Annotated in this window: 8 protein-coding genes and 2 pseudogenes; 5 read left to right on the forward strand and 5 right to left on the reverse strand. The window is 33.7% G+C overall.

Annotated features, from left to right (window positions below):
- Window positions 1-257 precede the first annotated feature (257 nt).
- From NBW39_RS02495 to rimM, 3 genes are all read right to left on the reverse strand, one after another.
- Entirely contained in the window at window positions 258-953 is a 696-nt protein-coding gene (locus NBW39_RS02495) for an inositol monophosphatase family protein (RefSeq protein WP_250295518.1), read from the reverse strand.
- Window positions 954-962: 9 nt separating this feature from the next.
- On the reverse strand, window positions 963-1,529 hold the full coding sequence (efp, locus tag NBW39_RS02500; RefSeq protein ID WP_250295519.1) for an elongation factor P: 567 nt from the start codon (window positions 1,527-1,529) through the stop codon (window positions 963-965).
- A gap of 62 nt (window positions 1,530-1,591) precedes the next feature.
- Window positions 1,592-2,098, reverse strand: coding sequence for a ribosome maturation factor RimM (rimM, locus tag NBW39_RS02505; RefSeq protein ID WP_250295520.1), 507 nt, complete (start codon window positions 2,096-2,098; stop codon window positions 1,592-1,594).
- A 115-nt stretch (window positions 2,099-2,213) separates the two neighbouring features.
- Between rimM and NBW39_RS02510 the strand changes: the two genes are divergently transcribed.
- Window positions 2,214-5,915 carry a DEAD/DEAH box helicase family protein gene (locus NBW39_RS02510; RefSeq protein WP_250295521.1) on the forward strand — a complete coding sequence of 1,234 codons (3,702 nt, stop codon included), beginning with the start codon at window positions 2,214-2,216 and terminating at the stop codon, window positions 5,913-5,915.
- Here the strand turns inward: NBW39_RS02510 and NBW39_RS02515 are convergent.
- Window positions 5,884-7,083, reverse strand: a complete 1,200-nt coding sequence (locus tag NBW39_RS02515) for an aspartate aminotransferase family protein (protein WP_250295522.1) — start codon at window positions 7,081-7,083, stop codon at window positions 5,884-5,886. The two genes, NBW39_RS02510 and NBW39_RS02515, sit on opposite strands and share 32 nt — an antisense overlap.
- A 77-nt stretch (window positions 7,084-7,160) precedes the next feature.
- On the opposite strand from NBW39_RS02515, the gene NBW39_RS02520 reads away from it, so the two are divergent.
- From NBW39_RS02520 to recF, 3 genes are all read left to right on the forward strand, one after another.
- Entirely contained in the window at window positions 7,161-8,567 is a 1,407-nt protein-coding gene (locus NBW39_RS02520) for a sensor histidine kinase (RefSeq protein WP_370273699.1), read from the forward strand.
- A 329-nt stretch (window positions 8,568-8,896) separates the two neighbouring features.
- On the forward strand, window positions 8,897-9,364 hold the full coding sequence (gene bcp / locus NBW39_RS02525; RefSeq protein WP_250295738.1) for a thioredoxin-dependent thiol peroxidase: 468 nt from the start codon (window positions 8,897-8,899) through the stop codon (window positions 9,362-9,364).
- Between the two features lie 16 nt (window positions 9,365-9,380).
- Window positions 9,381-10,460 carry a DNA replication/repair protein RecF gene (recF, locus tag NBW39_RS02530; RefSeq protein WP_250295524.1) on the forward strand — a complete coding sequence of 360 codons (1,080 nt, stop codon included), beginning with the start codon at window positions 9,381-9,383 and terminating at the stop codon, window positions 10,458-10,460.
- 69 nt (window positions 10,461-10,529) lie between these two features.
- Here the strand turns inward: recF and NBW39_RS08885 are convergent.
- Window positions 10,530-10,714: pseudogene (locus NBW39_RS08885) on the reverse strand (IS66 family transposase); the annotation flags it as partial.
- A gap of 143 nt (window positions 10,715-10,857) precedes the next feature.
- On the opposite strand from NBW39_RS08885, the pseudogene NBW39_RS02535 reads away from it, so the two are divergent.
- Window positions 10,858-12,300 (forward strand): annotated as a pseudogene (locus NBW39_RS02535) (IS4 family transposase).
- The last annotated feature ends 53 nt before the right edge of the window (window positions 12,301-12,353 follow it).

The following is a 12,353-nucleotide window of genomic DNA, read 5'->3' on the forward strand; positions in this document are numbered from 1 at the left end:
GAAAATCATATAAATGTTATGATTTAGGTCTACAAGAAAAGGATTTTTTTATTCTAGCGAAAAAAATTACTTCCGCATACTCAAAACCATTATTATAATAATGGTAGAGGTATTTAGAGAGCTCAAAATTTATCTCCGTCTGCAGGCTTTTCCATTAAACAACAAAATTCAGCAAAAAGTGTAGCGTATTTTTGCAAGTAGTGTGTAGCACAGGACAGAAAAATCTGTCAGATCAAGTCTAAACTATTACATTTATTTTAGTTTATAATATCGCCAGCAATAATCAATCCGTTATCCTCCGTTAGCCTTCCACCGCTTTCTTGCAGAAAAAGTCTACCGAGCAAGGCTTTATATTTGTTAACTCCAGAATAAACTATTCCTCTGTGCCTTCCTGCTGCAAGGTATGCAAAGCCTAAAATTGTTGAACCGATGGAGCGTACACTACTATTGCCAGGCAGCAATTTATTTAACAAATTACCACTTACATCTATTAGACCCCCTTCACGGTTTTTCACCCGCATTTTTATATGACGAGATCTAAAATCTTCAAGAAAAGCCCCTTTTTTTTCTTCTGCCCAAAAAGTTTCTCTAAGAGCCGGAGCATCAATTACAGCTGCCACAACTTTATTTTTATGAATGAGACAGACTGATATTGCAAAATAAACCATGCAACTAGAAAAATTTCCTCTGCTCTCTATAGGTGTAATGAACCAAGTGTAACCGTTGTCTTTTATTTCTTGATCAGTATCGTCCTCGAAAATAAACCCATAGTCTTGTTTGTAATCGTGCAAGCAATCGTATATGGTTTGCTTGGATTTTGAATAAGTTTTATTGATAAAGTCCGCTGATTTAACATTAGAAATTTGCAATTCATTAAAATCGCGCATAAGCTGCCTGGAAGCATTACGTACAGAATCAAGCATCACATTAATTCGCGGCGATGAAATGGACATCCTTTCCTTTTATTCTTTCACCCTTTCATAATAACTGTCATCGGGAGTATATACTACAATTTTATCTTCTTCTTTGATAAATTGGGGAACATTAACGCGCATTCCGTTTTCCAAAATTGCAGGCTTATAAGAAGCAGTAGCAGTTTGTCCTTTAATAACAGACTCTGTTTCTCTCACAGCAAGTGTAACATAATCAGGCACATGCGCAGAAATTATTTTATCTTGATAAGCTATAACTTTAATTTTCATGCTATCCTGTAAATAAATCTTTTTTTCTCCCAGCAGGTCCAAATTTATAGTGATTTGCTCGTAATTACTTGGATGCATAAGATTTACAATGTTTCCTTCAGTGAAAAGGTAAACATACTCCTCTTCATCTAAAATTGCCCTTCTGATTGTTGCATCAGAACGAAATCTTTCATAGTGTTTTGCTCCGGTTTTGATGTTTTTCATTTCGGCTTGTATGTATGCACCACCTTTACCAGGTTGAGTATGCATAATACCTACAACCAAAAATAATCCGCCGTTATGTTCCAACACCTGACCTGGTCTGATATCGTTAGCTCTTTCTGCCATAATTACATTTTCAGTTTGATCTTACAATTATAAGTAGCTTTATATAAATATCAAAGTCTTTATTAGTCAATAAATTCTGGCATATTTAATACTATATACCTCCCCTTTATATTTATACGTGGAAATATCTCTTTAGTGAAAGATAGCATAATGCGTTTTTTTGTGCTGATAACTAAAATTTCTAATATATCCCCTGAGCCAAAATTATACACAGATTTTACATGGCCATATAGTTCATTACTTTCCAGCCTTACTTCCATATCTACAAGGTCACTTTGATAAAATTCATCCTCATCATTTAGCTCTGGTAACTTGCTTCTTTCTATATATAGCTTCTTATTCCTTAAAAGCTCTGCTTCATTACGGGAATTTACTCCGCTTATTGTAGCTATTACTAAATTATCACCTATGACAGATACTGAGTCTATTTTATAATTCTCATCACCATTTATTAGCTCACCATATAAGGAGATATTTTCGGGCTTTTCAGTAAAGGTTTTTACTTTAACAGCCCCCTTAATTCCGTGGGGAGAGGTAATAATTCCGAGGCATACCAGATTGTCGTTCATATTAAGATGATAACTAATGCTGACTTTTTTGTCTATAAGGCATAAAATACCTAAAAATATTTGTTGTAATTCTATTAATATAATGTATTATGAAATGCATTAATAGTGCGAAAACATGAATCAATGTATTATTAATCAAGCAAAAGAGCTTATCCCTCACTTAAAGGAAGTTGATAATAAGCTACAAGGTGAACATATAATTCTCTCCGATGGCAAAGAACATATAAGAGTAAAAAGTCGTAAACCTGTTGTTGAAGAGATGCTAAAGCATCTAGAAAGTTCTTCCATCACTAGCTGTAATACTATGATTGATGCAGAAACTGGGTTTGGCAAGACTTATGATATTGGATTGTGGAGTCATGTGCTAGCTCAAGCAGGATATCACCATTTAGTTGCAGTGCCAAATGGCAAGTTAGTTGAACAAGCTAAGGGAATGATAGATGGTGCATTTACTGTAAAGATTGAAACACCTAAAACTGTGCAAGAAATTAAAGATGCGCTGAAAGTCACTAATCCTACAACAATTATAGTAACACATGATCTGCTTTTACAGCAAGAGAATGATCGAAAATTTGAAGAGCAAAACGGTGAAAAGCCTAAATTGTGGGTTAGTGTTGATGAAGCAGATAGCATTAACAAGCAGCAGGCCTTTGAAAATATGTGCAAACTTGATGCGAAATATCCTACGACTTACCTAACTGCAACACCAAAGAAAAGGATCCTAAATAGATGTGGAAAAGTTATTAGCCCTACTAGATCAAGTAGACGCTGCATTTCAAACACTATCAAAACAGTAAGTGTTATTGCAAAAACTAATGAAAGAGAAAAATTCAATCGAGCACTCGTGGTGAATGTTGCTGCTACCATAATACCTTTAATTACATTATTCCCTATTATAAATAGTAATGTTGCTGCAATAATTGGTCTAACTTCAGATTATTGGTTATATTCCGCTTTAATTAATAATCTATACTATACAATTTCTTTCGTTATACTCTCTATAGTAATGCTGCCAATTTGGTGGGTGTTAACCAAAATAACAGGGGTAGAACCAAAAACGCTACTTAATAGACTTCTTGCCAATGTGCGCAGCTTATCTACTAGGGAAAAATCCAGTCCAGCTCATGAATACGTTGAAGAGAGTGAAGAAGTTTTTAATTACAATAAACTTGTCGATACCGATGATTTATTAACTTCTGTAAGATGGAACATACAAAGTCCGGTTGGGGAAAATGCTCTTATTCTAGTTGATGATGTGAATAGCATAATTAACCTTAGCTTTGCATTGCAAGGTGAGAATAATTTGGTATATGAAGATGGTACGCGTTATGAAGTTTATAATAAATTTCAGCCTGAAGGAATGTCGTACCAAGATTACAGACTCAAATTACGTCAATCAAACTTTATAAACTGTGTTAAAAAGCAACACCCCGGTCTAACGGAAGAACAGATATCTGAATTGAAAGACAAGGTAGATTTTAGCGATACTGCTAAGTATCTAGAATACAGAGTAATGCATTCAATGATCGATCTTACACTTTCGTATTTAATGAGATGCGATAACACCGCTTTGGATAAACAAAGAAGAGAAGATTTAGGTGGATTAATAGAAGGTGTTAAAGATAAGGTTAGTACTGCTAATGATGACAACATTATAGATTTCTTAAAGGAAAAAGGTTTTAGTGAGCAATTCGCTATGGATAAGCTTTTACCACAGGTAAATACAGTTATTAGTGCACTGACAAGCAACAATGATCAAAGTAGATTAATAGTAGACAATTGGCACTTAAGTAAAGAGCTGCATGATCTTGTAGAAAAGGAAGAAGGTGTACTACATGGCCTCAGCGATTTCTGTAAAACAAACAAATGTATTTTTGCAGGACTTGGAAAAAATGATCTTGGTATTGGACAAGATAAACCTTTTTTTAAAATAACACGTAATGACGAAGGTGAATATGAAGTTGACTATTGTAATTATAACCAAGGTGATTTAAGTACATTGGCTAAATATGCGTTGATAACAATTATAGACGAGTCAAAAGGTCGTGGGTTTGATAGCGAGTATAATCACGTTGCATCAATATTTACAGATTCAACTAGTCAGTTCAACAATCCAGCAGAAGCTTTGCAGAATTTGGGAAGAAATAGAGAACGCAATCCTAACAGGCAACCTTGGTTTTTTGCTGCTGGAGGTGAAAAAATTGAGCTATTTGTGGACAAGGTTTTAGCAAATTTAAAGAACGAACCACGGGGTTTTTGTCGGAAAATTTTGTTTCCAGCTACTGATAGATACAATAAGCTGGTAAAAAATAGAATGGGAATAGAGCTTGGAGAAAAAATAGAGATCTATATTAGCGAAAACATGGATGCACTAGGAAATATCGATGACGCAGCTTTGAAAAAATTTTCAGATGATTCGATGAAAGAGGTGTATGAAAAAGTACATGATATAAATGATTTTGACGTAGGAAAGACAGAAGAAGATTTACGTAAGATTTTAAAAAGCGCAGAAAAATATCTTTGTTCATATGAAGACAGAATTAAAAACAACGGTAAATTATCTTACACACGCTCAGTTCTATTTTCTGTGGGAAGTGCTATTGTAAAGTCCATGTATTATCTATGGGCAGGATTTGACTATTTAGTCTTTTTAGCCAAAGCGTATAATGTAGGTAAGTCTGAAGATGATAATGCAAAGGCATATGTGCACATAATCAGAAACTGCTACTTTGAAAGTAGTGTGAAGGCTCAAAATATGTTAAGCCATGTATTAAAAATTGCCGGAGAAAATGATGATAGTTTTACACAAAATAGTTTGTACAAAAACAATAGAGATAGGTGTAAAGAAAAAATCATCTCATACTTTCAATCTAAACAATATATATATGCATTAGATAAAACGATTTCTCGCATTGAAAATAAACATTTAGCAACAATTTTGAAAGCAGTAGGTTGCAGAGATGATGCTGATAAAATGGCACAAGAAATTAAAGACTTTTTGTACGATTTAAAGAATTTAAACTGCGCGGACTTTAGAGAAAAGTATTATCAAAGAGACTCATATGAAACGAGCAATTTATATAAGATCAATGATCAAATTAGTATGGTAATTGATGAAATTGTAAGTTGCCATAAATGGCGTCATGAAGTAATTTCAGAGCAGGACAATGTGTCGAGAGAAAAGCCTAGAGAAAATTTTGGTTTAAGACCTAAATTAAAAACTAACCATAATATTTTTGAAGTAAAAGTTAACAATAACTTTTCTGAATTGTATTGCAACAACTTGACAGAACGTTCTAGACAAAGGATGGGCTTGGGTACAGCTATGCTATTCATCGGACTTATAGTTTCAGCGAAGCTTATATATGAAATATCATTAGGCCATACTATGCTATTGCCATCACTTTGCGGTTTCATAGCATTTGGACCACTAGTACTTTTGTGTGGTGCATTATTATGTGGAGTAACGACCTATTTAGTGAAAGGGACATTTTTTCTTTTTGGAATACCAATCCTGTTAGGGGAATTGTCAAAATGCGTTTTTAGAAACGGTTTAGTACAGGATTTATTAGACATAACATTGTCGCTTGTTAGTAACGCTTTTTTCTATACTCCGACAAGCATCTTACAATCATTTATATTTGAGGATGCAACAAAGTTTGACTCACTAAGTGATATAAATGAGCTTACACTGATAAGGGAGCAGGATAAGGTAAAATGCATGAATGAAGTAGCTGATAAAATTGTAGCTACTGATTTGTCCGCAGTTTTAGTACAGCCAACAACTAGTGAGCAGGAAGGTTTAGTCTTGAACTAGAAGATTTCTCAGATAAGTATTGTCTAAGAATCTCAATTCCTTCATCAATCTCTTTTTCAGTGATAATTAGTGGAGGTAGAATTCTCACAACGTTATCTGATGTTACCCCAACAGTCAGCAAGCCGCGGTAACTTAATTCTTCTGCAAACTTTTGATTGTCTGCTTTCACTTTTATTCCAAGCATTAACCCCTTTCCTCTTACTTCTTCTATCATTGAAAACTTACTTGCCAGGTCTTCTAATTTATGTTTTAAATACTTACCTCTAATTTCAACATTTTTCAAAAAGCCAGGACTTAGCAATTCTTCAAGCACAACATTGCCTATTGAAGTTGCAAGCGGATTGCCACCAAAAGTGGAACCGTGCATACCGACCGCCATATACTTAGCAGCCCTTTCAGTCGCAAGACAAGCCCCTAGCGGAAACCCGCCACCTATTCCCTTTGCAAGAGCACATATATCAGGTTCCACTCCTATATGTTCGTATGCGAATAATTTTCCTGTTCTACCAGCACCGCATTGTATGCAATCAAAAAATAACAATATGTCATTTTCATCACACAGCTTTCTTAGTTCTTTCATAAAGGCTTCATCCATTGCTTTGATGCCACCTTGCCCTTGTATTGGTTCTATTAATATAACGCCTATACCACTTGAAATTGCTTTCTTTACACTCTCAATATTGGGCTCGATATTATCACACCAATCAATACAGGGACTCAGTAATTCAGAAAATTTCTGTTTATCGTTTGCAGCACAAGTTAGGAAGGTTCTTCCATGAAATGCACCATGGAATGTTAAAATTCTGTGACGGGTTTTATTGCCTTTTCCGTTTTGATAGATCCTAGCAATCTTAAGCCCACATTCTACTGCCTCTGATCCAGAATTTGAGAAAAATATAGTGTCAGCGAAACTGTTGTTTATTAATTTCTCTGCAAAATTATTGGCAGCAGGTATATTATAGGTATTTGATATATGCCATAGTTTTTCTCCTTGCAATTTTAGAGCACTAATTAATCGCGAATTGGCGTGACCTAAGCTACTAACAGCTATTCCAGAGTGAAAATCTATGTAGCGCTTACCGTCAATATCATACAAGTAAATACCTTTACCATAAGAAAAATTTATGTTAACAGGAGAATAAACTGGCAAAATAGGAGAAATTGTCATAAAATATTATATGCTAAATTTTATTATTAATAACATAAAAACCGTTGTTTCACAATAAGAAGGATATGTATAAGCTAATGTTTTCTGCACTGGAGAAAAACAAATACACAAAAGTTATTGTATTACTCTCATCAATCTTTATGATTTTATTCAGTGTGATATATTGTAATTATTTACTAAGGAGTAATTTCCTTTCTTCTTACCGTGATTCAAGTGTAAACTTAAAAAGTATACTGGAAAATGGCATAATAAAAAAATACCATTATTTACTAATAGAAAAGCATCACATTAAATACAAAAGTTTTGATTATATAAACCAATTGGTAAAACTGCGTGCTGAATTATTACAATCAGTTAGCGAAGTAAAGGATTTCAGCTTAATGCTGTATGATCAAAACGGCAGAATGATATTCAGTAACTTTAACACTCAAGATCATGATTATGAACAGTTACTTACAAATGATGAAATTGACAAACTACTAAATAACCAAGAAATATTTTATACTACAGCAAATACGTTAACTTCTATTTTCCCTGTATTTCATGAAAATAGCGCTAAACCGTCATTTTTTTTGAAGATTCTTCGAAACTACAATAATTCTTATGTTATAGCATATGGCCTGTTTTTAACATTTTTGGGCTTATTATTAATAATTTTAACATTAATAATGTTCTATTTGCACTTTTCTAATACCCAAATGCTAGCCAAGCAACATAAAACTAACATTGAATTACAGCAGATAAAAGAGGCATTAGAGCAAGAAAATGCAAATAAGCTAAAATTTTTTGCAAGCGTTACACATGAATTACGCACACCTCTTAATGCTATTATTGGATTTGCGGAGTTGATCAAAAATGAAACTTTAGGTTCAATGGACAACTCTCAATACAAGGAGTATGCAGACGATATATATAATGCAGGGACACACTTACTTACCTTAATTAACGATGTGCTCGATTTTTCTAAAGCTGAATCAAGCAGTTTAACAGTAGAAAAAGTGAAGTTTAACCTGAACAAAATAATAGATTCATGCGTAAATATGCTATTACCTAAATTAAAAGAAGCCGGGATTAATTTAAAAAAAGAGATGACTAATAAACAATTATTGGTCATTGCAGATCCTAAGAGAATGAAACAAGTTATAATAAATTTATTATCAAACTCAATCAAGTTTACTCCCAAAGATGGTTTAATAAGAATGGTGATAAAAGAAAATATAGAAAAAAACTTATTAACTATTGAGTTTCATGACAATGGAATAGGAATAATGCAGCAGGACATATATAAAGTTATGTCTGTTTTTGGCCAAGCAGATTCGGGGTATAGAAATGAAGGTACGGGCATCGGATTACCGCTAAGCAAGAAATTAGTAGAGTTAATGGGTGGAACTTTCGACATTAAAAGTGAAGCAAAACTTGGTACTACGATAACGTTAAACTTCTTTTATGAAGAGCAAACATGTGAAGATTTGATTGATTTTTAATAGGATCTATTTGATATGGTCTTGAAAACCACACTTTATCAAAAGTAGCAAGCCGAGAAGGTAAGCAGAAATTTATCAATAAGCCCTTCATCGAGAATCTTATCTGTGTTAGCTATATATAAAATTTGATACTCTAACTATAATATACTACTATAGATAGAAGTATATTATAGTTAGAGTAAGGTATGGAGTTAGTAGTAGGAAATAATGTACCATACTACTATAATACCACAGAAGTGGTATTAGTGGAGCGAGGTATGGAATTAGCAGTAGGAAATAATGCACCATACTACTATAATACCATAAAAATGTTATTAATGGAGCAAGGTATGGAATTAGCAGTAGGAAATAATGCACCTGATTTTAGCTTACCAACAGATTCTGGTGAAAATTTATCATTGAGTGAATTCTTTGATAAAAAAAATATAGTTCTTTATTTTTATCCTAAAGACGACACTCCGGGTTGCAGGATGGAGGCAAAAGGTTTTAGAGATAAAATAGATGATTTTTCTTCCCTTGACACAGTGATAATTGGTGTATCAAAAGATAGTGTTAAGCGCCATGCTAACTTCAAAGCAAAATATTCTCTGCCGTTTTCTTTAGTTTCTGATGAGAATGCTGAAATGTTGGGAAAATATGGTGTTTGGGTAGAGAAAAGTATGTTTGGCAAAAAGTATATGGGAATAGAACGCACTACTTTTTTAATAGATAAAAAAGGTAAAGTAGTGAAGATCTGGAAAAATGTAAAAGTTAGTGGACATGTTGATGAGGTTCTGGAAGAAGTAAAGAGAATATAAACTAAAGAATAGGTTAATGGCTACCCATTGCTACATAAAAAAGCTAAAATTACATAATTTTCGTAGCCACTCAAACTTTGAACTGGATTCAGATGATAGCTCAGTTGTAATAACTGGCAAGAATGGTATTGGTAAAACTAATATACTTGAAGCAATCTCCCTGCTTGCTAAAACCAATGGAATGAAAAAAGCAAAAACCAGTGAGATACAAAATAGATTCAGTAATGAAGATTGGGCAGTGCACTATGATTTTTTTAATGGAACGGATTTTAATTCAATTGGTATCGCAAAGAGTTTTGATAAGAAACTAGTACAAATTGATGGAAAAACGCAATCAAGTTATTTACCTTTATATAGAATATCCAACGTAATATGGCTGATTCCACAAATGGACTATGTTCTTCTTAATTCTCCAAGTGACAGATTAAAATTTTTAGACCGTATAGTCTCACTGTTTGAAGAAAATTACATTTGCTGCTACATGCAATATAGAAAAGCTAAATGTGAGCGAAATAAGCTATTGAGAGAGAACGCCTTGGACAAAAATTGGCTCTCTAGTCTTGAAAAGATAATGGCTGTTAATGCAGTTAGTATTTTACATATGCGATCATCTGTTTTAAAGATATTACAAGACATAATTGATAACCATTCTAGTGAGTTTTTTCCGCGGGCAAGTTTGAAGTTCAGCAGCCAGCTAACTTTGAATGATACTGCAGAATATTTTCAGAATCGTCTAAAGGAAAACAGAGAAAAAGACTCATTAACTGGTAGAGTAACCTTTGGTGTGCATAACGATAATTTTCGGGTTTTTTGTCAAAAAAGAAACGTACCAATAAATCTGTGCTCCACTGGAGAACAAAAGTTATTACTGCTTTCTATTATTTTATCCAGTGTAAAAGCAAGGTGTATTCATTACAATAAGGCACCACTTCTTCTACTTGATGATATAATGTCTCATCTGGATAAACATTACAGAAAGGCATTAATAGAGGAAGTGCTAAGTATTCAATGTCAAACTTGGATAACTGATGTAAATCAAGATAATTTCAATAGCTATCTTTATTCTTTCAAGTTTTTTGAATTATCAAATGAATAGTACCTCTTTTAAAGCTTATACAAACAACTTCCGCTAAACCCTTTTCAAGTATCCGTTCAGCAGAGTGGTTTAAGAAACAATAGATAGGAGATTTTGGAAAGCCCCTTTGTTTCCATGTTAAGTATAATGAAATTATCCGTTCGAGGAATGTGTTTCCTCGCTGTGATTGTGTAAAATATGAGTTTTTACGGTAAACGACATAGTGTCGTATCTGTTGTTCAGCATGTCAATGGAATGTTTTCTGAATCATTCAAAGGAGAGTAGACCAGAGGACCTTCCCCGCCAGCCTCTCGCAGAACCTTACTATTACCCATAAATCTATAAATGGTGAAAAAGCTGCTATTTTACTAATGCAACTTTCTATTATAAATAGATCTATGGTCTAAAAATGGAATATATGATGGAAAGAAATATAAATACCTCAACTGGCGAATGGGCAGAAAGTGAATTTGGAATTGTTAATTTTGGTGATATAAGATTAAGTAAGAGGCTTTTAAAAATAGTTAATAGTTTTGCTGAATCACCTGAGCGTTCAATAAATCAAGCTTGTGAAGATTGGCATCAAAGTAAAGCAGCTTATAGATTTTTCCAAAACGATGCCATTTCTGAAAGAAAGATATTAGACAGTCATATAATTAAAACTGTTGAAAGAGCTAAGGAACACTCAACCATCTTAGCTATCCAAGACACGAGTTATATTTCATATAAAAATCATAAAAAGACCGAAGGATTAGGGATTATAGCAGCAAGATTAACATCTAAAACAACTAATTTTAAAACCCATGGATTAGTGATGCATACAACGTTTGCAGTTACAACAGAAGGGCTACCTATAGGATTATTAGATCAAAAAATTAGTACTAGACCTTCCTTAGCTGAAGACCTAAAGGAGTTGAAAAGAAGAAGCCATAATACTGCTCTTCCCATAGAAGAGGAAGAAAGCATACGGTGCACTTAAAGATTCTACTCACCATCCTGGATTAAAGAACGTTAAGGTAGTTACCGTTTGCGATAGAGAAGCAGATATTTATGATTTATTTGAAGTCGCTTCCACTAATCAATCTCTTTTTGTAGTAAGAGGAAATCAAAACAGAACAGTAAATAAGAAGTCGACTTATTCTGAAAAAGGTGGTGAAAGGTTGTGGGATTTGCATGTCTTGTCAAGGAGAAATACAAGTCTGCTCGCAATGATAAACCTCAAAGAACAACAGTTTTAGAAGTAAAGTTTAGTAACTTTGTGATGAATGCATCAAAAAATAATGCTAGACGTAAAACCCAAAAACTTCCTAATTTAAGTTTAAATGCTGTCTATGTTATAGAAAAACACCCCCCATTTGGCGAAGAGCCTATGAACTGGGTTTTGTTGACAAATATAAATATTAATAATTTTGAAGAAGCAGTAGAAAAAATACAATGGTATTGCTTAAGATGGAGAATAGAGGTTTTTCATAAAATTTTGAAATCCGGTCTTAAAGTTGAAGAATGTAGGCTCCAAACAGCAGATAGATTAATCCGCTTTCTTACAATTATGAGTATAATTGCATGGAGAATATTTTTTATCACATTGGTAGCTAGAACAAATCCGAATCTTTCTTGCACTGTCATACTGACTGATGACGAATGGAAGGTTTTATATACCAAAATGCTTAAGACAAAAAACTATCCTGAGACTCCACCACCTATAAGAGAAATTGTGAGGTGGGTGGGCAAGTTAGGAGGGTTTTTAGCTCGCAAAAATGACTTAGAACCAGGCCCTATAGCTTTGTGGAAGGGATGGAAACGTCTCTTTGATTTAGCAGAAGGATGGAGACTTGCTCATGAATTCTATACTTGTGGGTAATAGTAAGTCGCAGAACTGTGCATGAAGTAGAGTAGGCAGCCAGCGAGTTACTA

This window comes from Wolbachia endosymbiont of Oedothorax gibbosus (assembly GCF_936270435.1).
Taxonomy (GTDB): domain Bacteria; phylum Pseudomonadota; class Alphaproteobacteria; order Rickettsiales; family Anaplasmataceae; genus Wolbachia.

What these genes read in the sequence shown, in the direction of transcription:
- NBW39_RS02495 (WP_250295518.1), bottom strand. Translation starts at nt 953, where the DNA reads ATGTCCATTTCATCGCCGCGAATTAATGTGATGCTTGATTCTGTACGT.
- efp (WP_250295519.1), bottom strand. Translation starts at nt 1,529, where the DNA reads ATGGCAGAAAGAGCTAACGATATCAGACCAGGTCAGGTGTTGGAACAT.
- rimM (WP_250295520.1), bottom strand. Translation starts at nt 2,098, where the DNA reads ATGAACGACAATCTGGTATGCCTCGGAATTATTACCTCTCCCCACGGA.
- NBW39_RS02510 (WP_250295521.1), top strand. Translation starts at nt 2,214, where the DNA reads ATGAATCAATGTATTATTAATCAAGCAAAAGAGCTTATCCCTCACTTA.
- NBW39_RS02515 (WP_250295522.1), bottom strand. Translation starts at nt 7,083, where the DNA reads ATGACAATTTCTCCTATTTTGCCAGTTTATTCTCCTGTTAACATAAAT.
- NBW39_RS02520 (WP_370273699.1), top strand. Translation starts at nt 7,161, where the DNA reads ATGTTTTCTGCACTGGAGAAAAACAAATACACAAAAGTTATTGTATTA.
- bcp (WP_250295738.1), top strand. Translation starts at nt 8,897, where the DNA reads ATGGAATTAGCAGTAGGAAATAATGCACCTGATTTTAGCTTACCAACA.
- recF (WP_250295524.1), top strand. Translation starts at nt 9,381, where the DNA reads ATGGCTACCCATTGCTACATAAAAAAGCTAAAATTACATAATTTTCGT.